Source organism: Acinetobacter sp. GQ146, from assembly GCF_059758585.1.
The window spans coordinates 134,320-160,907 of record NZ_JCAXDV010000005.1 but is presented as its reverse complement, the minus strand read 5'-3'; the positions used below and the strand labels follow the sequence as shown (position 1 = coordinate 160,907).

Here is a 26,588-nt window from a genome sequence, read left to right as displayed (position 1 = left end):
ATGGCTAAGACTCAATTTTCTGTGCAACAGATACAGTGAAAATGCCATATTCATCAATACACTGATCAATTTTTTTAAATCCTGCTTGTTCGACCAGCGCATCCATTTCGGCTTGCGCCCGTAACCGCATGACCCATGCTTCACCCTGACGATGGGAAGTTAGGGCACGTGCAATGAATTCCTGCTGTGGATGCCAGATTTGCCCGGTATAAATTAAATAACCATCCTTTAACAGGGCTTTATTTAAGCCAGCCAAAGACTGACGTAACAGGTTGTTATCGCTAAACAGCTCATAAAGTCCGGACACCACAGCCAGTGTCGCTTTCGGTTTGATATTGGCTAAAGATTCTGTATCAAAGGCATCTGCTTGTACAAAGGTTGCAATATCACCTAAACCACGCTCATCAATTAAACTTCTTCCAGCTTCTACATTCAGCTCGCTATAGTCGCGCAGCAAAATTGACTCGGGGCGTTTCGGGAGTTGTGTAACTGCATCCAGAATGTAGCGTCCATGGCCCGAGGCAATATCCAAAATTCGTACAGGCTTGCGCTTTTTGACTAATTGCTGTGCGTATTTTTGTAAAAGCTGTTCAATATGTTGCTTACGGATACGGATGCCGCGCCAACCGATGGCATTCAAATAGTGGTGGTCGATTAGTTGACCCAATCGATTTTGACTTTCGGGTTGATTGCGATAGACAAAGTCCAAAGTGCTTCCAGAGTCATATCCAGTTTGTTCACCAATTTTAAGCCCGATAGAAAACAAGCTGCCAAACTTAAGTTGACGCTGAGTCAGACTCCAAAACAGTTGTTTGAGCGACTTTTCAGGCAGAGGCTGGCTAAACTGTTCAGCCGCAGAGCAGCTTGCACCAATTTTATCGGCATTCAGCACAGCGGGGGCTTGGTACGGTGTGGCATAACACTGTTGAATAAAGCGTTTGATTTTATGAATCGCTATAGCACGGTCTTTTTCGCCCAAGGTATCGTGATAAAAACCTTCTAGAATATGGAATTCTTTATTGGGATGAGATAAGCGCTCATAAAATTCATATTGGGGTTTTTGCTGCACCACGAAATCTGAACCTGAACACAAGACTTGCGTGGGAACATAAATATTTTGCGCATCTTTGACCAGTCGTTCTGCGGCATCATAAAGCCCGAGCAGCATTCTGACTGAGATGGCGCGCGCAATTTTAGGATCATGTTCATATTGCTGTGCACGCTCAGGGTCATGCGTCAGCATTTTGGCTTTTACATAACTTTGAATAAAGAAATTGCCTTTTAACTTGCTGAGTAGCGTTAATCCCGTTTTGGCAAAAGGCACATACAGTTTAATGTCAAATGCAGGTGAGGCTAAACACAGGGCTCGAATTTTAGGGGCATAGTCATGCACCCATGTCGCAGCCAACACAGCGCCTACACTCTGTCCGATAATGGCAATATTTTCAGAGGGAATCGCATAGTTTTGTTCAATATGTTGGATAAAGTATTGAATATCTTTGACGCACGCAGAAAAACTTGCTGCATCACCACGCTCACCTGGGGAGTCGCCGTGTCCACGTGCGTCCCATGCAAAGAAATCAAAATCGGGCAATCCTAACTCTTCAACCAAATGTGCCATGCGCCCTGAGTGCTCATGCCCCCGGTGGAACATCACAATCGCTTTCTTCTCGGCATGATTGGTGGCTGCCCAGTGTTGGTAAAATATGGCTTCGCCATCATGGCTAATAAAATGGTGCTGACTATTCTTGTGATGCATGTTTTATAGTCCTGAAAATGATCAATATAATGAATTAATTTGTCGTATTTTGAATAGCGTGATGTATACGGTTATAAATGGTCACAAGCAATAAGAGGATGATGAACGTTAATAGGCCATTGCTGATATAGGTGAGATGTTGCTCCGTGACAAAGTCAGCACAATAAGGGCTGGCGACAAACAGAATCGCCAATAGACTAAACCAAAAAGCGCGGTCACTTTTACCCATCGGGCCATCATAACGGCGCTCTTGCCCAATTAAAGGCGCCATTACGCCTGCATATTCACTCACAATCGCGAGAAATATCGTCAATAAAACGAGTGGGGTTGAAATAAAGCTAAGCACAATAAAGCACAAATAGAGCGCCGTGTCTGAAATAACATCACATAATTCATTTAGATAAGCCCCCAATTTAGATTGCTGTTGAAATTCACGCGCCAACATACCGTCAATCGCATTAAAGGCCATACGAATAAGCATCCAAACGGGAATGCTGAGGAAATACCATGCCGATGCAGTCGGGGAAGAATGAAAAACATATCCAAGATAAGCTGCTAAAAATACGGAAATAAACATCGCCAATACGGTGACTTGATTCGCCGTTACACCACGGTGATATAAGCCACGAACCATGGGGCGTAATAAATTTTGAAAAGCGGGTTTAAGCTGATAGATCGAAGGCATGTTTATTTTTAAGTATCATATTCTGGCTAAATTGTACTCATTTCAGGAAGTTGAATTCAAGTCGTGTGAATTTTAAAATAAAATAGCCTAAGCATCTTTCACATTTTAAGCCTGAAATGCCTATAATTGGTTTAATTTATTGAAGAGCTCCCAGTAGATGACACCAGCTTGTAAATTACTTAAAAGTAAAAAAATTGATTTTTCTATTCATGAATATGAACATGATGCCAATGCGAAAAGTTTTGGTCTTGAGGCGGCCGAAAAGTTGAATCTAAAGGTCGAAGAAGTATTTAAAACGTTATTGGTGACCGATGATAAAAATTACTACGTTGCGGTTTTACCTGTTCATCATTTATTAAATTTAAAAAAAGTTGCGACAGCCGTTGGGGCAAAAAAATTGCATATGGCAGACCCTAAAGATGCTGAACGATTAACGGGGTATTTGGTTGGTGGAATTAGTCCAGTCGGGCAGAAAAAAAGACTAAAGACCGTCATTGATCGTAGTGCTCAAAGTTTAACGAAAATTTATGTCAGTGGCGGTAAGCGTGGTCTGGATATTGGCTTGGCACCGCAAGATTTGGCTGAAGTATTGGGGGCAATATTTGCAGATATTATTGATGAATAAAGCCGAGAAGTGCTGATTGACTGATTAATCAACAGGTTTACTTACATGAATTAACATGAAGCTGAATAAAAAACACAAAAAATAGCCTATTGTTTAAGTTTTAGATTAATTATTAATCAATATTATTTCATATCGTGTCATTTCTGCTCCAAGGTTATTTTTTTGATTAGGCTAAAAGCTGTACATAACAATAATTTGAGGAGCATAAATGCTGAAATTTCATGATGATGTGATTTTGGGTGCAATTTTTGATATGGATGGAACAATGTTTGATACTGAGCGGCTTCGGTTTCAAACCTTGAAACAGGCATCTCAAGAATTGATAGGTCAAGCATTTTCAAATGATTACCTGATGACATGTTTAGGACTGAGTGCCAAAACCGCGCATGCCTTAGCGCAGAAAACTTATGGTACAGATATTCCGTATGCCGAAATCCGTAAACGGGCAGATGAACTGGAGTTAGAGTCCGTCCGCAATCATGGCGTACCTATTAAAAAAGGGCTGATGCAGGTTTTAGAGCGGTTAAGAAAGTCTGGCTTGCGCATGGCGGTTGCAACCTCCAGTCGACGTGCTATTGCAGAAGAATATTTAATTAATGCTAATGTTTATAAATTCTTTGATGTAGTGGTTTGTGGTGATGAAGTCGAAAAAGGTAAACCACATCCTGAGATTTTTCTCACTGCCGCAGAAAAGCTTAATTTAAAGCCCGAACATTGTTTGATGTTTGAAGATTCAGAAAATGGCGTGACTTCAGCCTATGCGGCTAATGGCATTACGATTTTGCTCAAAGACATTAAGCCCGCGAATGCCAATATGCGAGGCAAAGCCAATTATTATTATGAATGCATGTATGACTGCTTGGCAGATTTGGATTGTTATACCAGTAAGCAAGACTTGCCTCAGTTACAGGATACTTTCCCGCAAACATTGAATCAGCTCACGGTCGGGATTCATGGTTTTGGTGCGATTGGTGGCGGATACTTGGCGCAGATTCTGTCACATTGGGATGGTTATACCCGCCCCAAGCGTCTGATTGCATCGACACGCAATAGTTTGTTCCGAGAAGCAGTGAATGCTTTTGGTGGATACTGTATTCGCTATGGACAAATCTCCTACGATGAACACATTAATAATATGTCGGTAATTGATGCAGATGATGAACTGCAAATGACCGAGATGTATGTGGAATCAAGCCTGATTGCGGTCTGTTTACCTGAAAGTGCATTGCAACATGAATTAAAAATGATGGCCAAAGGCCTTTATGCACGCCATATCGCACAAAATGGATCAGCCAAAGAGCCTTTAACACTCTTAATTATTCTAAACAAGGTCAATGCAAAGCAGTTGTTTATGGATGAATTGCGCAAATCCTTAAATGAGTTGACCAGTGTGGGAGTTACCGAGCAGATTCTACAGCAGCATTATTTCTGCGATACGGTGGTCAACCGTATGGTGTCTAAGTTAAGTGAGAAAAATCTCTATCGGCAATTAAAAATCAAATACAGTATTTTTAAGCAGTTTCAGGAAGATGCAGATATTGATAGTGCAGACAGTGTAGATATTGAGGAAAGTACTAAACTGAGCTCCACTCAGGAGCATCAGGCATCTGTATATATTGAAGACCTGCGCCGTAACTTCCAGCCCAGCCATATTTTGCAAAGCATGGATTTAATCCTATTTCATGCAGAACTGGACATGCCCATCTATGTAGAGAATCAAAGTCCATTACTGAGTAAAATGCGACAAATGATTTTGGTGGATGATATTTCTGAAATTCAGCTCATCAAAAACCGCTTGTGGAACGGCACACACGCCATGATGGCATGGTATGCCAGTTTGCTGGGTCATGAAAATATAGGTGTAGCCATGGGCGACACGCGGATTCAGCAGTTTACGCAAGCCGTACTGACTCAGGTTAAAAGCGGACTGTTACAGCAGCTTCCGCATCGCGAGGCAGATTTAAAGCGCCTAACTCAAAGTTTTATGGATTCCTGCCGTTTTGCCTTTAAAGACCCTTGTAGCCGTGTCGCGCGAGATCCTCTACGCAAATTAAAGAGTACAGAACGTGTTTTGGCCTCATTGCAACAGCAATTAGCAAGTGCAAAGGCGTATGATCAGCTTCTTGCAGGGGCAATCATGGGCTATGCCTATGCGCATAGGCAAGATCAAGTGGCACTTGAGGATGTGCTGCTAGCTATGCAGCAGGAAGTCGAGAAGTTATCGCTTCCTGTATCGCAGCAACAAGCGCTTTTGTTGCAATTAAAGCAAGGGTTGAGCTATCTGTTACAGCAACCCGAACAGTTTCAACCCTGTGAAATTCAGCATTACGTGCAAACCTTCTCTGTAGATTGCGCATAATTTGAATTATTTTCAGGTCAAACTGAATATTTCTAAAGGTTACCCTACATAACTGCATGAAATAACGTGTTTTAATAGCGCTTTTAGCATCAAGCGATTTAACCCTGTGTTTTTAACGTCTACAAGCCAAGTGGTTCCTACACAGCGCCGTGATTATCCAGAATGGCATCATGGTCGGGAACACTTTGCCTTGTGGTATATCGAGTTGCAAGATCCTGACTTGATTTTGTATCTTAATCAAGTTCGGGATTATTTTTCTGATTTTTTGCTGTTGCCGAATAAGCGGCAATTTCATATCACCTTGTTTGTGTGTGGGTTTTTAGCAAAAGAAGGTGTGAGCCGTGATGATGACTTCACATTTGCTCAGTTTCAACAACAACAGGCACAATTAAAATTACAACAGCCGAGTCCATTCAAACTAAAAATCGCGCAGGTCAATAGCTTTCATAGTGCCTTGTTTTTAGAGGTACAAGATCCTGATGGAATTTTGAGTGCAATTCGCACGCAATGTGCGCAGTTTAGTGATGAAATCGCAGCGTTAACGTATTGTCCGCATATTACTTTGGGTTTATATAATGCCGCGTTTCCAAGTCAGACCATATTAGACAAAATAGCCTCCTTTAAAAGCCAAGCCTTTGAGATAGAGATTACTCAGCTGAATTTTGGCTATTATCAAGCTCAGGTCTTACAAGGGCCTTTATATTCTCTTCAGACTGTTACGTTAGGTGAAGTATGTTGCAACTGATATTAGGCGGTGCACGTTCGGGCAAAAGTCGTCTCGCTGAAAAAATTGCTCAGGATTCAGGTTTAGTGGTTCATTATGTTGCCACAGCACAAGCCTTAGATGCAGAAATGCAGTCGCGGATAGCGCATCATCAGGCACAACGTCCTACGCATTGGCTACTGAGTGAAGAGCCGCTGTATTTGGCAGATCGTCTATTCGCGATTGATGCTCCTCAGCAATTAATTTTGATTGATTGTCTGACGTTATGGATGACAAATTTGCTTTTGGCCGATGATCAATCCTTGTTTCAGCAGCAAATACAAAAACTTCTCGAGATTTTACCGCAATTACAGTCGGAAATTGTGATGGTGAGTAATGAAACCGGTTTGGGCGTTGTGCCGCTTGGAGCATTAAGTCGTACATTTGTAGATGAGTCAGGGCGATTACATCAGCAATTGGCCCACATCGCCCATAAAGTCCTGTTTTGTGTCGCAGGATTATCCATGCAATTAAAAGGAGAGCAAACGTGAGTTGGTGGTTAGCAGCGTGTAAACAGCCGAATACTGAAATGCAACAACGTGCAGAAGCCCGTCAATTACAGTTGACTAAACCGACTGGCTCTTTGTCGGAATTAGAGCGTATCGCAATTTTGCTGGCGAGTTTACAGCAAACAGAACAACCCAACATTAATACGCCGTGGATTTGTATCTTTGCGGGGGATCATGGCGTCATGGCAGAGAATATCTCAGCCTATCCGCAGGCCGTTACGCGACAGATGCTCTTGAATTTCACCACGGGTGGAGCATGTATTAGTGTGATTGCCAAAGAGTATGCGGCTACGCTTCAAGTCATTGACTGCGGTACGGTAGGTGAAGCCTATCAATATCCGTTGGTAGAAACGCACTGTATTGCACCAGGAACAGCCAATTTTTCCAAACAAGCCGCTATGACCGAGCAGCAATGTCTGCAAGCTATGGCACTGGGTCAACATAGTGTTGAACGTGCCGTAGCGGCCGGTGCTTCAATTTATGTTGCCGGTGAAATGGGGATTGGTAATACCTGTTCTGCTTCAGCGTTGGCTTGTTTGTTATTGAATGAACCCGCAGAGCAATTGACTGGTGTGGGTACAGGGATTCGTGCGGAACAATTGGCGCATAAGAAGCATGTGATTGATCAAGCCATCGCGTTACATCGTAATGCTGTTCAAGAGGATGCCTTTAAAGCCTTATGCGCAGTGGGTGGATTGGAAATTGCATCGATGGTGGGAGCTTATATCCGCTGTGCCCAGTTAGGTTTAGCCATGGTGGTTGATGGCTTTATCAGTACGGCAGCAGCATTGGTTGCGGTAAAGTTAAATCCAGCTGTACGTGCATGGATGTTATTTGGACATCAGTCAGCCGAATATGGACATCAACGCCTATTACAAGAATTACATGCAGAACCTATTTTAAAATTGAATTTACGTCTAGGTGAAGCCAGTGGTGCGGGTGCTGCTTTAGGAATTATTAAGCTGGCATGCAGCCTTCATAATCAAATGGCAACCTTTGCTGAAGCCGCTGTAATTGGTGAGAAAATATAGAGCCTTCATGATGAAACTACAGATTGATCTGCTACGGCACGGAGAAAGTGAACTGAGCCATACCTTGAGGGGTTCACTTGATGATGCCTTAACACCATTAGGCTGGCAGCAAATGCAGCGTAGTATTGATCAATCTGGTGATCCGCATTGGGACATGATTTTTTCTTCGCCGTTACAACGCTGTCGTCTCTTTGCTGAGCAGCTAGCACATCAGCAACAAATACCACTTAAACTGGACCCTAATTTACAAGAGATGCATTTTGGCGATTGGGAGGGGCAGTCAATAGCCATGCTTTATGAGCAGTTCCCAAAGTTGTTGGCTGATTTTTGGCAACAGCCGATGCAAACGACATTGCCAAATGCCGAAAGCATGCAACAGTTCCAACAACGGGTCAGCCGAGCACTCACCAATATTCAACAGCAGATGCAGATGCAGCAACAGCGTCGTGCTTTGCTGGTAACCCATGGCGGAGTTATTAAGTTGCTGAAATGTATTGTCTTGGCTCAACCGCTAAATGATCTTTTGAAAATGACCGCAGAACTGGGACAGTTAAACGCCTTTTTTTGGGATACTGAACAGCAACGCTTGGTCTTAGGGGAGTAGTGATGACGCCATTCTTGATTTCGTTACAATTTCTAACTACATTCCCGATTCAATTAAAACAGATGCCAACAGCGAAACAGAATGCCTATTCGATTCTGTTTTATCCTGCGGTGGGGCTGATCATTGGTGTTGTTTTGTATCTTGTAGCGCTGGTACTTTCAGGGTTGCCGATAGTTTTAGCATCCAGTCTGATTTTGGTTATTTGGATTTGGCTAACAGGTGGATTGCACCTTGATGGTTTGGCCGATACCGCTGATGCTTGGGTCGGAGGATTTGGAGACAAAGAACGCACCCTTAAAATTATGAAAGACCCCAGTTGTGGTCCGATAGGGGTATTGAGTTTAATCATTATCTGCGGATTGAAATGGTCAGCACTGTATGTGTTACTTCAGACCCAGAGCAGTTTGGCATTACTGATTTTTCCATTTTTGGCACGTATTGCTCCTTTGGTTCTATTTTTAACTACGCCTTATTTGCGCGCGCAAGGTTTAGGTCGCAGTATTGCACTGCATTTACCTAAACGCCGTGCTTGGTGGGTGGTGGGCATTTCACTCAGCATGATGCTGTATTTTGGCTGGCTTGGGTTAATGGTGACTTTGGCCTTTATATGCACGCTGATGTATCTTCGTATTAAATTCCTGCAACGCATTGGCGGCATTACAGGAGATACGATTGGGGCAAGTATTGAAATTTCCGAGACCATTGGTGTATTGGTCTGGGTCATTGCATTACATTATTTGACATTCACCCCGCTATTTTAATAAGACCTTAATGATTTTTGATTGCTGGAATAACCTTGTCTTTATGCCAAATAGTGAATAACGGCATGAATCAAACTTGGCCCGACAATCACCATAAAAACGCCTGCCAGCACCATGGTCAAAGACGCAATCACACCTTCCTCATGATGGCGCATAAATGCCTTACTGGTACCGAAACCATGAGCGGCATTGCCTAAAGATGCGCCTTGGGCAAATACAGAATTTAGCCTAAGCAACAATAGAACCAAATCACCGAATAGCACACCGACAATGCCTGTAATCATGGTAAATAAAATTACCAGTTCAACCGAACCACCAATATGAGAGGTGAGTTCCATGGCAAATGGTGTTGAAATTGAGCGTGACATGAGGCTATAAGTCGTTTGGCTGTCAAAATGGAACAGTTGCGCTAAATAGAAGGCACTCATCACGCCAGCACACATTCCTATGACAATCCCAAGACTGATAGAAAACAGATGTTCCCGAATCAACTGTCGGTATTCATAAATAGGAATAGCGAACGCAATGGTTGCGGGTCCAAGCATCCAGACAATCCAGTGATTATCGGTCATATAGGTGTCATAGGAAATATGGAAACCCAATAGCACTACAATCAGCACAAAAGGCACCAGTATGGCTGGAGAAAGCAGCATATACGGAAAGCGACGATAGATTTTTTTCGCGACGATATAACCCACAATGGTTGCAACAAAGCAAAACAGCGCCGTCAGGTTCATATGTGGATTTCCTTTTTGCTATGGCGGCTCAATTGTCTCTGTTGTAATTTACGCTCTAATTTAAAACCAAAATGTACACTGTACGCGGTCATAACCATCACGCAGATGGTGCCAAATACCACAGCAAGGATGAGTTGCCAACCTTGAGTCAGGAACAGATGTTTGTACTTTACTAAGCCGACGACGCAGGGAATAAACATCAGCACCAGCTCGGTCAGAATAAAATCTGCACCCGCTTTAATCCAAATCAGTTTGATGATTCCCGTCATTAAAGCCAATAAAAGCAGAATCAGCCCGATCACACCCGCGGAAAGCGGCAGCTGAAAGAACACCTGAATAAAATAACTGAGCCACCAAAGTCCAATTAACACGCCTAGCTGAGCAATGACTTTAAGGGCGTATTTAAATTTTATATCACTGGGAGAAGTCATAATCTGCGTAATAAACCAAACAACTTGGTGCTATTGTAGAATTGACCCAGAAAGTTAATTATGAATAATAAAAAAATAATTATGCAAATTTGGAATGTTTGTGTGGATATTAAAAGCCTGCAAATCTTTGTTACCCTTGTAGAAACACAAAGTTTTACGGTTGCAGCAGAGCAGCTTAATTTAACCCAACCGACCATCAGTAAGTCGATGCGGGGCTTGGAAGAGCAGCTGGGTGTAGCATTATTGCATAAAGGAGAAGCAGGGCGTAAGCGAGGTGTGGCGGTTACCTATGTCGGGCAGCAAGTTTATGAACGTGCCTTGGTTATTTTAAACGAGCAGCAGCGTATTCTGGATACAGTGACTCAAGTCAGAGGATTGAAGAAAGGCAAGCTGACTATTGGATTACCTCCTTTGGCAGCCATGATGTTAAGTACCGTGATTGCCAAGTTTCATAATCAATATCCGCATATAGAGCTGAACTTTTTAGAAGTCGGGGCGACAGGCATCGAAGAAGCGATTTATCGTAAAGAAGTTGATGCAGGCGTAATTATGGGCGATTTAAAGCCTTTATTGAGCGGTTTTGAAATTATTAACTCACCAATTTGCCTATTGGCGAAAAAGAATGCCCATTGGCGCAGAAAGCACGAAGTTCGCTTAATTGAGCTGAAGGAAGAATCCTTCTTACTGTATGCCAACACCTTTACCCTAAATAATGTGATACTTCAGGCCGCACAATCTGTAGGTTTTGAGCCTAAAGTGGTTTGTCGTAGCAGTCAGTGGGACTTTATTGCCAAACTGGTCGAGTCTAATGTGGGAATTGCCTTATTGCCACAAGCCTACTGTGAACGCCTTAATCAAGATGAATTTCATATAGCCTTGCTTACCGAGCCGAAAATCAACTGGAATCTAAAAATGGCATGGAATAGTACGGTCAGCATGACACCTGCAACCCGCGCATGGCTGAATATTATTGAAGATCATCTAGAGAGCATCCACTTTTAGGGGTGTGGTGTTATTGGATAAATAGACAGCAGCATTGAATATGTTAATATGAAGACAAACCTTCTATACGGATGGAGTACGTAACCTATGTCGTATCCAGTCATGAAAATAAGTCGCTATGAAGATGAGATGATTCCTAAATTGGCTGCTCATGCATTTCGACGTGCTTTCCAGCAAGCATGCGCCGTGTCAAATGTGGTGTATGTGAAAAACCATCAGATGATTCAACATCATGTGGATGGTCGAGAGGAAGTATTGAAGGACTTATCTTCAGCCTATGTGAATATTGACCAATTGCCGAAAACCTTAAAGCGCAAAAAACACGCGGCAACGGTCTAATTCATGCCAAAACCTAGAATCCGAATGTTTGCTGGTCCAAATGGTTCTGGGAAAAGTACAGTAAAAGACTACTTATTGCCGCATCATATTGGGGCCTATTTAAATGCGGATGAGTTAGAGTCGGAGTTAAAAGCCACGTCTCAGCTCGATTTAAATCGCTATCATCCGGCTTTATTAGCCATCAATTTATTAGAGTTTTTACAACAAAAACAACGACCAACAGCAACCGGTTTAGTGCCATTATTAACAGTATCTCCGCAGCTGATGACAGCACAACGTATTCAGTTTGAGACAAGCGAAATCGATTCCTATTTGTGTGCGCGGATTATTGATTACATTCGGCTTGAATTCTTAGATTTAAAAATCAGTTTCACCTTTGAAACAGTGATGTCGCATATTTCCAAAGTTGAGTTTTTACAAGCGGCCAAACAACAAGGTTATCGGACATATCTTTATTATGTGTCAACGGTCGACCCAGAGATTAACATTGCCCGTGTGCAATACAGAGTCAGTCAGGGCGGGCATGGCGTACCCGAACAGAAAATCCGAGAGCGCTACGTGAGAAGTATGCAATTATTAATGCAGGCCGTAGATGCTAGCGATCGAACCTATTTCTTTGATAATTCATCCAATGGTGAAACAGCAGTCTTTATTGCTGAAATTGAAAATGCAGAAGTTTTAAAAATTAATCCCGCTTTAGATGAACTGCCTAAGTGGTTTGTAGAAAGGGTGCTGACTGAATTCGAAAGATGAGTGCGAGAATATTGTACAAATATGCACTTGAATAATTTGTAAATAAACATATTATAAAAACATATAATGTTTTAATTGGATCACACGAAATGCATGACTATTTAACAGCTTTCATCGGTGGAACACTGTTGGGTGTTTCTGCTGTGGGTTATTTGTGGGTCAATGGTCGTATTGCTGGTATAAGTGGTTTAATTTCCCAAGTTTTAAATCCTAAAACACTGTTCAGTACGCCTGCAATTTGGTTTTTATTAGGATTAATCATTGTCCCATTTGCTTATGGTGCTTTTACACAGCCGAATATTCAAATAGAAAGTTCACCAATGATTATGATTCTAGCGGGTTTGCTGGTCGGCTTTGGTACACGCTTAGGCTCGGGATGTACAAGTGGCCATGGGATCTGCGGGATTAGCCGCCTCTCTAAACGCTCCATCTTTGCGACCTTAACCTTTATGTTTGCCGGTGCAGTTACCGTATTTGTAATGCGTCATATTGTGGGAGCCTAAAAAATGAAAAATGTATTTGCCTTTATTTTTGGTGGCTTATTCTCGATTGGTCTGATGTTCTCCGGCATGGCTAATCCAGAAAAGGTATTAAATTTCCTTGACGTATTTGGAACATGGGATGCAAGTTTAGCCTTTGTAATGATCGGTGCGATTGCGATTGCATTTATCCCATTTCAGATTCTATCTAAACAGAAAGCTCCAAAAACCGTATTTAAAGAACCGATTCTGTTGCCGACCAATACCAAATTAGATCCTAAATTATTAACGGGAAGTGCTATTTTTGGCATAGGTTGGGGACTCGCGGGTATTTGTCCTGCGCCAAGCTTGACCTTAATCGGCTTAGGACATTATCAGGCCTTCTATTTTATTGTTGCGATGGCTGTAGGGGTTATTTTATATAACAAAACACTTGGAGAAAAATTATGATAAATCAGCCTGTTGTAAAGGCATTCTTTGAGAAAGAAACCAATACATTTAGTTATGTCGTTAGTGATCCTTCCAGCCAGCAATGCGCAATTATTGATAGTGTGTTGAACTATGATGCGGCATCCGCGACGACAAATACTCAATCGGCAGATGAAATCATTGCTTATATTCAGCAAAATAGCCTAAGCGTAGCATGGGTTTTAGAAACCCATGTGCATGCTGATCATTTGACTGCTTCACAATATTTGAAGGAGAAAGTCGGTGGGGTAGTGGCCATGAGCGAAAAAATTTCGGTTGTGCAGGACACATTTAGTGCGATCTATCATATTGATCTTAAATATGATAACGCTACGCGCTCTTTTGATTATTTATTTAAAGATGGTGAGCATTTTAGTATTGGTGAGCTAGATGCCTACAATATTCCGACGCCTGGACATACGCCAGCATGTTTAAGCTACGTGATTGGTGATGCTGTTTTTGTCGGTGACACATTATTTATGCCTGACTATGGTACAGCGCGTTGTGATTTTCCGAAAGGCAGTGCTGAAATGCTGTTTGATTCCGTGCAAAAACTCTATGCACTAGACGATCAGACCCGCGTGTTTTTATGTCACGACTATCTACCTGAAGGTCGTGATCATTACGTTTACGAGTCTAGCATCGCTGAGCAGAAACAAAACAACATTCATATTCATAGCGGCACAGCAAAGGCTGAGTTTGTGCAGATGCGCCATCAACGTGATGCGACCTTGGCCATGCCTAAACTGATTTTACCTTCGATTCAAATCAATATGAATGCAGGAAAATTTCCAGAACCAGAGGCAAATGGCGCTCGCTATCTGAAAATCCCATTTAACTACTTTAAATCGAAGTAACCTTAATTTATTGCTTTTGCAAATCCCTCTAATTCTCTAAAATTACTGGGATTTTTTATTATATTAAAATAGCCTAAGCAAATTTATTGATTCTTAAACAAGAAAAATACACTATATATAAAAATTTCGGAAAAGGGCATTATGATTCTTAATTATCAAATAGAGCAATCAGTTGAACAAAGCGATTTAGAGCCAATGGTGTTAATTCATGGCTTATTTGGTAGCTTAAGTAATCTTGGAATGCTTGCACGCGGTTTAAATACAAAACATACAATTATTCAGATTGATGTGCGAAACCACGGATTATCAGCACATAGCGACATTATGAATTATGATGTTATGGCACAAGATGTATTAGAAACTTTAGATCATCTGGATATTGATCGTTTTTCTGTCATTGGTCATTCAATGGGTGGAAAAATTTGTATGAAGCTTGCAGCTATAGCCTCAGAACGCATACATAAATTGGTTGTACTGGATATTTCGCCATTTGCATACCGTGAGAGCCACCACGAACAGATTTTTAAAGCATTATTTGCTGTTCAGGAAGCTTCACCACCATCTAGATCGCAAGCAACAGCAATTATGAAGCAGTTTATTGCTGAGGATGCTGTGATTCAGTTTTTATTGAAATCATTCAATCAGGGGCAATGGCGCTTTAATTTGAATGCTATTTTTCAAAACTATGCGGAAGTCTTGGCATGGAAAGATATTGAGCCTTATCCAAAGTCTGCGTTGTTCTTGCGTGGTGGGCAATCTACATATATTCAACAGCCAGAACATTTTGAGGCTATTCAACAGCAATTTCCAAATGCTGTAGTTAAAGAAATCATAAATGCTGGGCATTGGTTACACGCAGAGAAAACCTCTGAAGTTATGTTAGAGCTCTCTAGTTATCTAAATTCATAAAATGAATTACGGCGGCCTTGTTAATTCAAGGTCGCATAATTTGTTCGGCTTTTATTAGCTTGGATTGATTTCGTATAATGTGTGCAGGATTATGTTACTTGCATTATCGCTCAGTAGAGAAAACAAAAAGCTATGTTAAGTCAAACATAGCTTTTTTTTTCTTTGTAGGATGCATTTAACATCAATCTGCATTATACGAAATTCGAAAGTAGGGTAGTCCACGTCTTCTAATGGTGGACTCTAGTCTCAAATTTAAGACTTTTAGCTCTAATTATTCTCCGATCACTTTTAAAACCCCACTTGCTGTGAGTTCTACATTGGCAATACATTGTTCTAGTATGATATGAACAAGCTCACTTTCTTTGATAGGCATTAAGTTTCTATTAATCAATTGCTTATTTAACTCAATACACTTCTTTCTAAGCATTTCTTGCTCTTTATCATTCATTCTTACGGTAATAGCCATTATTTAATCAATCTGTATTCAACTAACATGTAGTCAATAATACTTGTATACATGTAATATGTTCTTGCTATTCATGTGAACATGTATTAAATTTCACTCAATGTAATTTGTATACATGTTCAAAGTATATGTTAGATCACCTTTGTATTAACGTCGAATTTGAGTCTAGCTTCTATTCAGTAGATGCAGAAGGACGTTATTGCTTTATTGATGTTGATCCGCATTCATTAGAAATTCCTTTAGCTTCCCGATCTGTCTATAAAGACGAGGATGGGGAAGTGCACAACTCTGCTTTGTTTCATCCATACGAATCAGTTCCTACGCATTTCACCGCTATGGCCATGAAAGTATTCTTTGATACTGCCTATATTCCGTATGTTCAGCTTAAAGCCAGTCCTGCCAAATTATTGCAAGGTCATAACGTATTTGGTTCGGACAATATAGAGCAGGGCGCTATGGAAATGATTGGCTTCCTTACCGAAGCTTATCCGCTTTTAGCGCGTATGTTGGACTGGAAAACAGCATGGGTTTCACATATTGATGTGACTTATTCAGCACGCGTCAAAGACCAGACAACCGCTAAAAAGGTGCTTGAATACCTTGGTAATGTTAGCAATGGTCAAACAAGAATTAGTAAAAAAGCTTATGACACATCGCGTTACTGGGGCGGTGAAACATCACGTCTAGTACAGCATAAGTGCTATCTCAAACATGATGAATTTATGGCTCAATTTGCCGATTTAAAACAGCAAGCTTTAAAGATGGATAAGGCTGCTATTCGTGTGATTGAGATCATGTCGCAAGAACGTCTCATTAATTGGACGATTGGTTTATTGCGTTTTGAATCACGTTTAAAAAAGCGTTGGTTAGAACGTAATGGTATTCCTACAAATCTCTGGGAATTAATTAAGTTTCAGAACGAACATCCGAATTTACTTCAAACACTTTGGACTAAAGCAACGCATAACATATTTGAAGCTCTTAGAGGTCAAACTATGAAATTAACCGATGATAAAAGTGTACTTGAAGCTATCGAACGGTCAGAAGTAGTTATGACTAGCAAAGGTAAGCCTTCACCAACCAAAGTACGCAATCTATTCGCAATGTACTGTCTTATCAGAGAAAAAGGCATTGAAGAATTAAAAGCCAATTACTCAAAAGCATCATTCCATAGATTGATTGCTGATTTATGTTTAATTGGTTTCTCAAAAGCTTACCTTCAGAACCTTCACACTGAAAAGGCAAATAACATTATTCCATTCGTCAAGCTCATTGAAATTGACTTTAACCAACAATTGCCAGATTGGTACGAAGAGCCAAGATCGCAATTTAATTACAAAATAGCCTAAGGAGCGAAACAATGTCTCAAACTCAAACTTTAACCGTTATTGGTTTGCGTCAATCGAAAGGTGAATTCACGCCTGAAAACGGAAAAAACAAAGGCGTTTCAACGCCATACGATAATTTAAACATTCACGCTTTGCAGCCATTTGGTGAAGGCGATCTTGACGCACTTGGAGCTAAAGAACAGATGTTCAAGCTCAAGGGTTCAGGGAATTTCTACCGATTCAAGGATATTCAGTTGCCAGCGCAATTTGATTTTGAATTTGAGTTTGACTTTACAAAGACACCGCCAAGACCAGTATTGAAAGATATCAAGCTGTCAGAGCAACAGGATTGGAAATAAGTCTTTAGTAATCAAAGGCTTACTATACGGTATTTCGTATAATGTGTGCAGGATTATGTTACTTGCATTATCGCTCAGTAGAGAAAACAAAAAGCTATGTTAAGTCAAACATAGCTTTTTTTTTCTTTGTAGGATGCATTTAACATCAATCTGCATTATACGAAATTCGAAAGTAGGGTAGTCCACGTCTTCTAATGGTGGACTCTAGTCTCAAATTTAAGACTTTTAGCTCTAATTATTCTCCGATCACTTTTAAAACCCCACTTGCTGTGAGTTCTACATTGGCAATACATTGTTCTAGTATGATATGAACAAGCTCACTTTCTTTGATAGGCATTAAGTTTCTATTAATCAATTGCTTATTTAACTCAATACACTTCTTTCTAAGCATTTCTTGCTCTTTATCATTCATTCTTACGGTAATAGCCATTATTTAATCAATCTGTATTCAACTAACATGTAGTCAATAATACTTGTATACATGTAATATGTTCTTGCTATTCATGTGAACATGTATTAAATTTCACTCAATGTAATTTGTATACATGTTCAAAGTATATGTTAGATCACCTTTGTATTAACGTCGAATTTGAGTCTAGCTTCTATTCAGTAGATGCAGAAGGACGTTATTGCTTTATTGATGTTGATCCGCATTCATTAGAAATTCCTTTAGCTTCCCGATCTGTCTATAAAGACGAGGATGGGGAAGTGCACAACTCTGCTTTGTTTCATCCATACGAATCAGTTCCTACGCATTTCACCGCTATGGCCATGAAAGTATTCTTTGATACTGCCTATATTCCGTATGTTCAGCTTAAAGCCAGTCCTGCCAAATTATTGCAAGGTCATAACGTATTTGGTTCGGACAATATAGAGCAGGGCGCTATGGAAATGATTGGCTTCCTTACCGAAGCTTATCCGCTTTTAGCGCGTATGTTGGACTGGAAAACAGCATGGGTTTCACATATTGATGTGACTTATTCAGCACGCGTCAAAGACCAGACAACCGCTAAAAAGGTGCTTGAATACCTTGGTAATGTTAGCAATGGTCAAACAAGAATTAGTAAAAAAGCTTATGACACATCGCGTTACTGGGGCGGTGAAACATCACGTCTAGTACAGCATAAGTGCTATCTCAAACATGATGAATTTATGGCTCAATTTGCCGATTTAAAACAGCAAGCTTTAAAGATGGATAAGGCTGCTATTCGTGTGATTGAGATCATGTCGCAAGAACGTCTCATTAATTGGACGATTGGTTTATTGCGTTTTGAATCACGTTTAAAAAAGCGTTGGTTAGAACGTAATGGTATTCCTACAAATCTCTGGGAATTAATTAAGTTTCAGAACGAACATCCGAATTTACTTCAAACACTTTGGACTAAAGCAACGCATAACATATTTGAAGCTCTTAGAGGTCAAACTATGAAATTAACCGATGATAAAAGTGTACTTGAAGCTATCGAACGGTCAGAAGTAGTTATGACTAGCAAAGGTAAGCCTTCACCAACCAAAGTACGCAATCTATTCGCAATGTACTGTCTTATCAGAGAAAAAGGCATTGAAGAATTAAAAGCCAATTACTCAAAAGCATCATTCCATAGATTGATTGCTGATTTATGTTTAATTGGTTTCTCAAAAGCTTACCTTCAGAACCTTCACACTGAAAAGGCAAATAACATTATTCCATTCGTCAAGCTCATTGAAATTGACTTTAACCAACAATTGCCAGATTGGTACGAAGAGCCAAGATCGCAATTTAATTACAAAATAGCCTAAGGAGCGAAACAATGTCTCAAACTCAAACTTTAACCGTTATTGGTTTGCGTCAATCGAAAGGTGAATTCACGCCTGAAAACGGAAAAAACAAAGGCGTTTCAACGCCATACGATAATTTAAACATTCACGCTTTGCAGCCATTTGGTGAAGGCGATCTTGACGCACTTGGAGCTAAAGAACAGATGTTCAAGCTCAAGGGTTCAGGGAATTTCTACCGATTCAAGGATATTCAGTTGCCAGCGCAATTTGATTTTGAATTTGAGTTTGACTTTACAAAGACACCGCCAAGACCAGTATTGAAAGATATCAAGCTGTCAGAGCAACAGGATTGGAAATAAGTCTTTAGTAATCAAAGGCTTACTATACGGTATTTCGTATAATGTATATTATGTTAAATGGAATATTATGTAAGTTGCCTACTCACATGTTGTTTGCAATGACTACCTAATTATTAGAATTTGAATAATTTATATTTAGAAAAAAGTTAACTAGAAAATAAGCTGTAATTTTCTATGTTAATTACGTTTAAATTCTAACCCTCTCATTTTCCAACTAGCTCAGGTTATAATAATGGCCTCCCAAAATATGATTGATCTATTATGAATACCTCCAATGACCCTTTACACGGTAAAAAACTTGCTGACATTTTGGATGAATTATTGGATTACTACGGTGGCTTTGAAGGCTTAAGTCGTAAAATTGAAATTAGATGTTTTTGCATAGATCCAAGTGTTAAATCATCATTGCGATTCTTGCGTACCACTCCATGGGCACGTGAAAAAGTAGAAAGCTTGTATTTGTATGTCTTACGCCAAAAAGCCAAACAGAAATCGTAGCTATCAAAACCCAGCCTCAGCATAATAGATTATACAAAATCGGTGGCTATTCACTATTCAAATGACCATTGTTTTAAACCATTCAACAAAAGTTTTTAATCTTTAGTAGGCTGAATTATCTTTCGAACGATATGCTCATGTGTCGGTACAAGGCCAGCTTTTAATCCAAGCGGTTTAAACACCTTGTCCAATACAACCTGAGTCAGTTGCCCTTTGTCTTGTTCAATATCAGTTAAAGTACGCCGACTGATTCCAACCATTGCTGCATATTTTTCTTGTGATAGCCCAAGTACGTTTTTGCGCAAGTAGCTCAACAGTTGCCCCAAAGTAATTTCACCGAGTAAATATTGCGTATATAAATCAATAAGCAATTGTTGACGGTCAAGTGGCTGATTTTTATTTTTCATAATAGTTCCCATCGACTCAATTTGGCTTCAATGAAATCGTATCCTAAGCCTGGCATTTCTATAATTGTTTGTGGAACACCTCTGTTGATTAATTGCTGTTTAAGTCCAATAAGTTTGTTAGCCAATATTTTTAAGGTATTTAAAGAGATGTGTGGTTCACACCAATGTGCAAGATTTTGGGTAATCTCTTTCCAGCGGTATTCCCCTCCTTCTTCATACGGGCTTCCCCATGTTGTTGATCTTGTTACAACCTCCGGATCGGCTTTCATTGGGGCGAAATCGTAAATAGGTGCAAGAAAAATACTTCCTGATTTTTTTAAGAATGACGTATTTCGACCATGATTATCTGAATTACCAAAAATGATATTCAGTAAATCTCTTTCTAACCACTCACAAACGAACTGCGAAGAATCAAAGTGTTTATCCACAGACTTTAATAAGCTACAAAGTGCATCTATGACTTCAAAATGATTTAAATGACTCCCCGATGTTTTATTCAATACTGAATAAACAGACTCAAGCCCGAGTCGCTGCCATTGTTGATTGCGCCACTCCGTATCAAATCTTGGTAGCCATAATGATGGATATTTCTGACCTTCAATGAGCCTCATTTGAGAAGTTTCAATTGTTGTAAATCCAAGCTCATGAAGGACATGATAAAAATGATATTCTGCTCTTAAAATGTCGCAATCTATTGCACTACGATTATTCCGAGGGAATTTAACGAGATAATACTGATCTGGTTCATCAAAAGAATTTTGATAGGTATCAATCCAAACTTGCTGATCCTCTGACACTCTAATCAGTAGTTTAGGAGCCTCACCACCTGCCCCCGTTGCACCGCCACTAATTGCACCCATTTGTTGTGCGTATTCGAGAAAATCAACATTACGTTCCGTAACATCATTGGTAGTGAACTTGCGCAAGTGTAGTGTTGATTTTGGATTGATCGGTGGAACCGATTCCTTAATTCTGAGATTCCCTACAGGAGCAATTGTGCCTTTTTCTAATAAAGTAAAATCCTGCTCTGCAGGTGAAAGTTTTTGTAGACCGAGATATTGAACTAAATAACGTCGAGCAGCACCAGATGGAACAATATCATCTAAAAAGCTAAACCAGACTTTCGATTCATGTTGAATGAGAATTTGAACAGGGAGCGCCAAGCTGCATGCATGTTCATCTCTCTTATCTAGATAAGAGATTGCGTATTCTAATTCGTAGGCTAACTCACTCGCACTTGCAGACCCTTTATGTGGTTCCAATATCTTGAGTTCTGCTATATCTAACCATTCTGTATCAAGAAGCGCCTGAATCGTTAAAGTTTCCATAGACATAAATGAGCAAATATTTACTCAAAAATATCATGAAATTCAAAAAATGAGTATATATTTGCACATTAATGAAGTTTTTTAAATTAATTGAGCAAATATTTTCTCAATTAGGGACTTGAGAGGAAACTTGATTTGGTCATACCCCCTGTGTAACGACGTCGCTTCTACAGCTCCAAATAATAAGTCCACATAATTATATTCATGTTGCCGCGCCTCTTAAGTTATATGTTATGAATATTCGAAAAGGCTAAGTGCGTAAAAAATCTATTTTCCTATTGAATGGTTTTCTTTCATAACCTGAATTACAAATTAGCATTATAAGAAATACGCCGTATCACTCTCAATTTTAGGTGAAATATGCTGTTCAACCCACGTTAGCCATGCTCTGGTTTTAGCATCAATAAAATGACGTGAAGGTAATAAGGTATACACCCCTATATCAGGCGATCTCCAATCCGTTAAAATACGGCGTAATCGTCCAGTACGAATAGCCTCAATCACTGTAAAAGTTGGAAGCAAGGCAATGCCCATGTCTTGCTGAACCATATCCAGCAAGAGTTCTGGTGAATCTGCAATTAATGGTCCTGTTATATCAATTTGATTGGAACAGCTATTTTCACTCACCAAATGCCATTGCGGTGTTATTGAGGGGTTCACCAATCTTAAACATGCATGTTTTTGTAAATCATCCAATGATTTTGGTTCGCCATATTTTTCTAAATACGTTGGTGATGCACAAAGTACCGAAAAAATTGTCCCAATCTGACGGGCTACAAATCGAGAGTCAGCCAAAGATTCCGCAAGATATAAACTAACGTCAATTCCTTTACCTAAAAGGTCAGGGACATTCTGAGAAGTTCGGTATTCAACAGTCAACTCTGGATAGGTTTGACAGAAATCGGCCATCATTGGCGACACATAATGATGCCCAAAACTTGCCATACTCAAAACACGTAACTTTCCCTGCGGTTTGGTTGCCCTGCCCATGGCTTGAGTTTCAGCTTCATCGACCATGGCGAGCACGTGGCGACATTGCTCTGCATAAGTTGCACCAATATCGGTCAGTGCGTGCTGTCTTGTCGTTCGTTGTAGTAATTTTGTTCCTAAACGCTCTTCTAACTCGCTAACGAGTCGCGATACTTGCGCTGTTGTCAATTCCATCTGCTCTGCCGCAGCAGTAAAGCTTCCACTATCAATGACTTTGAGAAAAGCATGCATCGCATGAAGTAATCCACCATCAAGATTTTTGCGCATAACGTAAATATCTTTTGCTTAATTACGCATTGTTGCACCAGTCTGGATCAATCACAATGACATTAATGTACATACATTGAGCAGTTCTAGTGTCTGAAATGAACTGATCAACCTTTTCTGAGTATGTCATTTACTCCAAATATTCAACAGGATGTTGAAAAAGAAAGTAGCTCGAACTACAAGATTCTAAGGAGACATAAATGAATATAGCGACAAAATTTACTCCAATTAAAATTCCAACCAAGGATGTATCACTCGAAGATAAATATCTCAGTGATCACGGTACTGCTTACATGACAGGTATTCAGGCCATGGTGCGCTTACCCCTTGCGCAAACACGGCGGGATACTTTAAACGGTTATCATACTGCTGGTTTTATTTCTGGTTATCGTGGTTCCCCTGTCGGAAATTATGATAATTATCTCTGGCAAGTTGAAGGCATACTTAAAGACCATCATGTGGTTTTTCAACCTGGCGTAAATGAAGATCTCGCTGCTACTGCAATTTGGGGGACTCAACAAGCCAATCTCGCTGGTCAAGGTAAATATGATGGTGTGACCTCTTGGTGGTATGGCAAAGGCCCTGGTGTAGATCGTTCTGGAGATGTTCTGCGTCATGCCAATCTTGCGGGCACCTCAGAACTGGGTGGTGTGGTGGCTTTCTTTGGAGATGACCATTCTTGTAAATCTTCGAGTATTCCACACCAGTCAGAACACGTGATGATCGGTTGCGGTATTCCCATTTTTTACCCGAGCTCAATCCAACAACTTCTAGATTTAGGTGTGCATGCTGTCGCAATGTCCCGCTTTGCTGGCGTATGGACATCAATGAAGTTGGTCAGTGAAATTGTCGAAACTTCTGCTTCTGTGCATGTAGATTCAGATCGTGTCACACCTGTTTTACCTCAAAATATTCAAATGCCTGAAGATGGTGTCAACATTCGTTGGCCAGATCACGGTATTCAACAAGAAGAACGTTTATATAAATATCGCATACCCGCAGTATTGGCTTATGCTCGTGAAAATGAACTGAATCAGGTCACATGGCCTTGTCCAGATGCGCGTATTGGTATTGCCGCCAGTGGTAAAGGCTATTTAGATACCATTGAGGCTTTGCGGATTCTGGGCATTGAAGGCGAAACCGCCCAACAGCTTGGTCTACGTGTGTACCAAGTTGCTTTAATTTGGCCTTTGGAGCCACAAGGTCTGCGTGAATTTGCTGAAGGTTTAGAAGAACTGATTGTTGTAGAAGAAAAACGTCCGATCATAGAAGCACAAATTAAAGATGAGTTGTATGCACTGCCAGATGGCAAACGCCCGCGTGTGATCGGTAAAGCCTGTGATGGAAAAGGTGAATGGAGTACCTCGATTGAGGAAGCCCCTTTGATTGGTTACTTTGAGTACCAACCTGAACCGATTGCCAAAATGTTGGCCGCTCGCTTCTTAAAATTGGATATTCCAGAAACTTTAAAAACGCAAATTCAAAGTCGCGTTGAGCTATTACAAAAAGCAGAGCAAGAATCAGCACGTGTGCTGGATATTGCCGAACGCAAACCTTTCTTTTGTAGTGGTTGCCCTCACAACGCATCCACAAAATTACCCGAAGGCAGTCGCGCACTGGGCGGGATTGGTTGTCATTATATTGCCGTGTTACAAAATCATGGAACAGAAACGTTCTCGCATATGGGCGGCGAAGGTGTGAGTTGGGCCGGTGCCTCTCACTTTACCAATGAAAAGCATATTTTTGCCAATATAGGCGATGGAACTTATTTCCATTCAGGTTATCTTGCAATCCGCCAAGCGATCGCGGCAAAACTCAATATCACCTACAAAATTCTCTATAATGATGCTGTTGCAATGACGGGTGGTCAGCATGTCGATGGCCATCTCAGCGTGGCACAGTTAACCCGACAACTCGATGCAGAAGGCATCACCAAACAAGTGATTGTTACGGATGAACCAGAGTTAATTCATGCAGAAGAAGGCATTGCACCTCACGTCGAGATTTACCACAGAAACGAACTCGATGAGGTTCAACGCAAACTACGTGAGATTTCTGGCGTTACGGCGCTCATTTATGTTCAAACCTGTGCCAGTGAAAAACGTCGTCGTCGTAAACGCAATGCTTATCCCGATATTGCCGAGCGCGTTTTTATTAACAGTGAAATTTGTGAAGGTTGTGGTGACTGTTCTAAACAATCGAACTGTTTATCGATTGAACCTGTTGAAACAGCGTTAGGCACTAAACGTCAAATCAATCAAAGCAGCTGTAACAAAGACTTCTCCTGTATCAATGGGTTCTGTCCGAGTTTTGTGACCGTACATACCCGTGATACGAAACGCCCAGACATATTCGAAGGGATACCTGCTGGCTGGCCTGAAAAACCTGTTATTCCTGAACTTGCGCAAGATCCAATGCGTATCATGGTCGGTGGTATAGGAGGTACAGGTGTGGTGACATCAGGTGCTCTACTGGGGATGGCTGCACATTTGGAAGGTAAAGCAGCACGCATTATGGATATGGCCGGACTTGCTCAAAAAGGCGGTACCGTTTACTCCTACATACAACTTGCAACTGAAGATGATCAAATCTCCTCCACCAAAATCCCTGCAGGGCAATGTGATGTTTTAATCGGTGCAGATGCGATTGTCGCAGGCAGTAAAGCAGCACTCTCTCGTTTAAAAGCAAATGCTGTGGTGCTCGTCAATGAAGATAGTTCACCTACTTCAAATTTCCTTGAGTCTCGTGATTGGTATGCGCCAATTACAGATTTGATTCATCGACTCCGTGGTCGAACCACACAAGGAAAACTCATCGCTTTACCTGCAACACGTATTGCGACTCAAGTGCTGGGTGATGCAATCTTTGCTAATCAAATCTTGCTTGGCATGGCTTGGCAAGCCGGTCAAATTCCGTTGAAGCGGGAAAGTATTGAACAAGCAATCCAACTCAATGGCACGGCGGCCGAACAAAACCTTGAAGCGTTCCGTATCGGTTGTCATCTAATCAGTGAGCCAGACTTAGCCAAACGCATTATTGCAAGCATACCAGCAACGCATAAACCAAGCACCTTGACCGAACTGGTTGATGACCGTTCTGCGCGTCTTGTTGAGTATTGGAATCAAGACTACGCAACACAGTACCGCACACTGGTGGAACAAGCTGCCAAAGTGTTGCCAGAAGAATTAACGGGAACCATTGCGACCCAGCTCTATCGAGTCATGGCGTATAAAGATGAGTACGAAGTTGCGCGTTTACTTACCGGAAAAAGCTTTAAACAATCGATTGAAACGCAATTTGGTCAAGGTCTACGTTTAACCTATCACCTTGCACCGCCAGCTTTGGGGACTCATGCCACCACCCGCAAACGTGCTTTCGGTTATTGGATGCGTTTCCCGATGATGATTCTTGCTCGTCTACAGTGGCTCAGAGAAACTTTCCTTGATCCCTTTGCTTTACAGCAAGAACGTCAAAAAGAACAGGCTTGGCGTGATCGCTATATCGCCTTTGTGAAAGACATTAGTTCAGCTCCTGAAAGCTATGACTTGTCTGTAGCTGAGCAAATTGCTCAATTACCCGCCGAGGTACGTGGCTTTGGTCATATTAAAATGCAAGCAATGGAAACAGCAATCCAACGCTGGGATGAACTTTCATTGAGTCTGCGTAAAGAACCGCAATAAAGCGAACGGATCATTGAATAAGGTAGATCGTTTATAAAAAAGAGCCATAAGCTGTATGGCTCTTTTTTTTTAGTAAA

At 40.9% G+C, this 26,588-nt stretch carries 29 protein-coding genes; 20 read left to right on the top strand and 9 right to left on the bottom strand.

Annotated features, from left to right (window positions below; all coding sequences use genetic code 11):
- Positions 1-4: 4 nt before the first annotated feature.
- On the bottom strand, positions 5-1,759 hold the full coding sequence (locus tag AC6CHI_RS10245) for a bifunctional alpha/beta hydrolase/class I SAM-dependent methyltransferase (protein ID WP_498121110.1): 1,755 nt from the start codon (positions 1,757-1,759) through the stop codon (positions 5-7).
- A 34-nt stretch (positions 1,760-1,793) separates the two neighbouring features.
- Positions 1,794-2,444 carry a CDP-alcohol phosphatidyltransferase family protein gene (locus AC6CHI_RS10240; protein WP_498121108.1) on the bottom strand — a complete coding sequence of 217 codons (651 nt, stop codon included), beginning with the start codon at positions 2,442-2,444 and terminating at the stop codon, positions 1,794-1,796.
- Between the two features lie 157 nt (positions 2,445-2,601).
- Here AC6CHI_RS10240 and ybaK point away from each other — a divergent pair, with 157 nt between their 5' ends.
- The 7 genes from ybaK (at position 2,602) to AC6CHI_RS10205 (ending at position 9,096) form a co-directional block, all read left to right on the top strand.
- Positions 2,602-3,069, top strand: coding sequence for a Cys-tRNA(Pro) deacylase (gene ybaK / locus AC6CHI_RS10235; protein WP_498121106.1), 468 nt, complete (start codon positions 2,602-2,604; stop codon positions 3,067-3,069).
- A 208-nt stretch (positions 3,070-3,277) separates the two neighbouring features.
- Positions 3,278-5,428: a bifunctional mannitol-1-phosphate dehydrogenase/phosphatase gene (gene mtlD, locus AC6CHI_RS10230; RefSeq protein ID WP_498121104.1), complete on the top strand. Its 2,151-nt coding sequence runs from the start codon at positions 3,278-3,280 to the stop codon at positions 5,426-5,428.
- A 130-nt stretch (positions 5,429-5,558) separates the two neighbouring features.
- Positions 5,559-6,173 (top strand): 2'-5' RNA ligase family protein, encoded by a 615-nt coding sequence (locus AC6CHI_RS10225; protein WP_498121243.1) that lies wholly within the window; start codon positions 5,559-5,561, stop codon positions 6,171-6,173.
- Positions 6,161-6,682, top strand: coding sequence for a bifunctional adenosylcobinamide kinase/adenosylcobinamide-phosphate guanylyltransferase (cobU, locus tag AC6CHI_RS10220; protein WP_498121103.1), 522 nt, complete (start codon positions 6,161-6,163; stop codon positions 6,680-6,682). Before AC6CHI_RS10225 ends, cobU begins: the two co-directional genes overlap by 13 nt.
- On the top strand, positions 6,679-7,731 hold the full coding sequence (gene cobT / locus AC6CHI_RS10215; protein WP_498121101.1) for a nicotinate-nucleotide--dimethylbenzimidazole phosphoribosyltransferase: 1,053 nt from the start codon (positions 6,679-6,681) through the stop codon (positions 7,729-7,731). The genes cobU and cobT overlap by 4 nt, the downstream gene beginning before the upstream one ends.
- A 10-nt stretch (positions 7,732-7,741) precedes the next feature.
- Positions 7,742-8,335, top strand: coding sequence for a histidine phosphatase family protein (locus tag AC6CHI_RS10210; protein WP_498121242.1), 594 nt, complete (start codon positions 7,742-7,744; stop codon positions 8,333-8,335).
- Between the two features lie 2 nt (positions 8,336-8,337).
- Entirely contained in the window at positions 8,338-9,096 is a 759-nt protein-coding gene (locus AC6CHI_RS10205; protein WP_498121100.1) for an adenosylcobinamide-GDP ribazoletransferase, read from the top strand.
- Between the two features lie 41 nt (positions 9,097-9,137).
- On the opposite strand, the gene AC6CHI_RS10200 is transcribed toward AC6CHI_RS10205, so the two are convergent.
- Positions 9,138-9,833 carry an LrgB family protein gene (locus AC6CHI_RS10200; protein ID WP_498121098.1) on the bottom strand — a complete coding sequence of 232 codons (696 nt, stop codon included), beginning with the start codon at positions 9,831-9,833 and terminating at the stop codon, positions 9,138-9,140.
- Positions 9,830-10,264 (bottom strand): CidA/LrgA family protein, encoded by a 435-nt coding sequence (locus AC6CHI_RS10195; protein WP_498121097.1) that lies wholly within the window; start codon positions 10,262-10,264, stop codon positions 9,830-9,832. Before AC6CHI_RS10195 ends, AC6CHI_RS10200 begins: the two co-directional genes overlap by 4 nt.
- A gap of 102 nt (positions 10,265-10,366) precedes the next feature.
- Here AC6CHI_RS10195 and AC6CHI_RS10190 point away from each other — a divergent pair, with 102 nt between their 5' ends.
- From AC6CHI_RS10190 to AC6CHI_RS10160, 7 genes are all read left to right on the top strand, one after another.
- Positions 10,367-11,266, top strand: a complete 900-nt coding sequence (locus AC6CHI_RS10190; protein WP_498121095.1) for a LysR family transcriptional regulator — start codon at positions 10,367-10,369, stop codon at positions 11,264-11,266.
- Positions 11,267-11,353: 87 nt separating this feature from the next.
- Positions 11,354-11,605 carry a hypothetical protein gene (locus AC6CHI_RS10185; RefSeq protein ID WP_498121094.1) on the top strand — a complete coding sequence of 84 codons (252 nt, stop codon included), beginning with the start codon at positions 11,354-11,356 and terminating at the stop codon, positions 11,603-11,605.
- Positions 11,606-11,608: 3 nt separating this feature from the next.
- Entirely contained in the window at positions 11,609-12,358 is a 750-nt protein-coding gene (locus AC6CHI_RS10180; RefSeq protein ID WP_498121093.1) for an ATPase, read from the top strand.
- 89 nt (positions 12,359-12,447) lie between these two features.
- Positions 12,448-12,861, top strand: coding sequence for a YeeE/YedE family protein (locus tag AC6CHI_RS10175; RefSeq protein ID WP_498121091.1), 414 nt, complete (start codon positions 12,448-12,450; stop codon positions 12,859-12,861).
- Positions 12,862-12,864: 3 nt separating this feature from the next.
- On the top strand, positions 12,865-13,287 hold the full coding sequence (locus tag AC6CHI_RS10170; RefSeq protein ID WP_498121089.1) for a DUF6691 family protein: 423 nt from the start codon (positions 12,865-12,867) through the stop codon (positions 13,285-13,287).
- Entirely contained in the window at positions 13,287-14,162 is an 876-nt protein-coding gene (locus AC6CHI_RS10165; protein ID WP_498121241.1) for an MBL fold metallo-hydrolase, read from the top strand. Before AC6CHI_RS10170 ends, AC6CHI_RS10165 begins: the two co-directional genes overlap by 1 nt.
- A 141-nt stretch (positions 14,163-14,303) precedes the next feature.
- Positions 14,304-15,071 carry an alpha/beta fold hydrolase gene (locus tag AC6CHI_RS10160; protein ID WP_498121088.1) on the top strand — a complete coding sequence of 256 codons (768 nt, stop codon included), beginning with the start codon at positions 14,304-14,306 and terminating at the stop codon, positions 15,069-15,071.
- A gap of 271 nt (positions 15,072-15,342) precedes the next feature.
- Here AC6CHI_RS10160 and AC6CHI_RS10155 read toward each other — a convergent pair whose 3' ends face one another.
- Positions 15,343-15,537 carry a hypothetical protein gene (locus AC6CHI_RS10155; protein WP_498121087.1) on the bottom strand — a complete coding sequence of 65 codons (195 nt, stop codon included), beginning with the start codon at positions 15,535-15,537 and terminating at the stop codon, positions 15,343-15,345.
- Between the two features lie 128 nt (positions 15,538-15,665).
- Here AC6CHI_RS10155 and AC6CHI_RS10150 point away from each other — a divergent pair, with 128 nt between their 5' ends.
- Positions 15,666-16,886, top strand: a complete 1,221-nt coding sequence (locus AC6CHI_RS10150) for a phage/plasmid replication protein, II/X family (RefSeq protein WP_498121086.1) — start codon at positions 15,666-15,668, stop codon at positions 16,884-16,886.
- Positions 16,887-16,897: 11 nt separating this feature from the next.
- Positions 16,898-17,224: a hypothetical protein gene (locus tag AC6CHI_RS10145; protein WP_498121084.1), complete on the top strand. Its 327-nt coding sequence runs from the start codon at positions 16,898-16,900 to the stop codon at positions 17,222-17,224.
- 235 nt (positions 17,225-17,459) lie between these two features.
- Here AC6CHI_RS10145 and AC6CHI_RS10140 read toward each other — a convergent pair whose 3' ends face one another.
- On the bottom strand, positions 17,460-17,654 hold the full coding sequence (locus AC6CHI_RS10140; RefSeq protein ID WP_498121087.1) for a hypothetical protein: 195 nt from the start codon (positions 17,652-17,654) through the stop codon (positions 17,460-17,462).
- A gap of 128 nt (positions 17,655-17,782) precedes the next feature.
- Here AC6CHI_RS10140 and AC6CHI_RS10135 point away from each other — a divergent pair, with 128 nt between their 5' ends.
- The 3 genes from AC6CHI_RS10135 (at position 17,783) to AC6CHI_RS10125 (ending at position 19,839) form a co-directional block, all read left to right on the top strand.
- Positions 17,783-19,003, top strand: a complete 1,221-nt coding sequence (locus AC6CHI_RS10135; protein WP_498121086.1) for a phage/plasmid replication protein, II/X family — start codon at positions 17,783-17,785, stop codon at positions 19,001-19,003.
- 11 nt (positions 19,004-19,014) lie between these two features.
- Positions 19,015-19,341 carry a hypothetical protein gene (locus AC6CHI_RS10130; RefSeq protein WP_498121084.1) on the top strand — a complete coding sequence of 109 codons (327 nt, stop codon included), beginning with the start codon at positions 19,015-19,017 and terminating at the stop codon, positions 19,339-19,341.
- A 261-nt stretch (positions 19,342-19,602) separates the two neighbouring features.
- Positions 19,603-19,839 (top strand): VF530 family protein, encoded by a 237-nt coding sequence (locus AC6CHI_RS10125; protein WP_074947644.1) that lies wholly within the window; start codon positions 19,603-19,605, stop codon positions 19,837-19,839.
- A 95-nt stretch (positions 19,840-19,934) separates the two neighbouring features.
- On the opposite strand, the gene AC6CHI_RS10120 is transcribed toward AC6CHI_RS10125, so the two are convergent.
- The 3 genes from AC6CHI_RS10120 to AC6CHI_RS10110 all read right to left on the bottom strand — a co-directional run bounded on the left by AC6CHI_RS10120 (position 19,935) and on the right by AC6CHI_RS10110 (position 22,831).
- Positions 19,935-20,246, bottom strand: coding sequence for a helix-turn-helix domain-containing protein (locus AC6CHI_RS10120; RefSeq protein WP_498121082.1), 312 nt, complete (start codon positions 20,244-20,246; stop codon positions 19,935-19,937).
- Positions 20,243-21,574: a type II toxin-antitoxin system HipA family toxin gene (locus AC6CHI_RS10115; protein ID WP_498121240.1), complete on the bottom strand. Its 1,332-nt coding sequence runs from the start codon at positions 21,572-21,574 to the stop codon at positions 20,243-20,245. Before AC6CHI_RS10115 ends, AC6CHI_RS10120 begins: the two co-directional genes overlap by 4 nt.
- 318 nt (positions 21,575-21,892) lie before the next feature.
- Positions 21,893-22,831: a LysR family transcriptional regulator gene (locus AC6CHI_RS10110; RefSeq protein WP_498121080.1), complete on the bottom strand. Its 939-nt coding sequence runs from the start codon at positions 22,829-22,831 to the stop codon at positions 21,893-21,895.
- Positions 22,832-23,031: 200 nt separating this feature from the next.
- Here AC6CHI_RS10110 and AC6CHI_RS10105 point away from each other — a divergent pair, with 200 nt between their 5' ends.
- The gene (locus tag AC6CHI_RS10105; protein ID WP_498121078.1) at positions 23,032-26,511 is read left to right on the top strand and encodes an indolepyruvate ferredoxin oxidoreductase family protein; all 3,480 of its coding nucleotides are present in this window, start codon (positions 23,032-23,034) and stop codon (positions 26,509-26,511) included.
- The last annotated feature ends 77 nt before the right edge of the window (positions 26,512-26,588 follow it).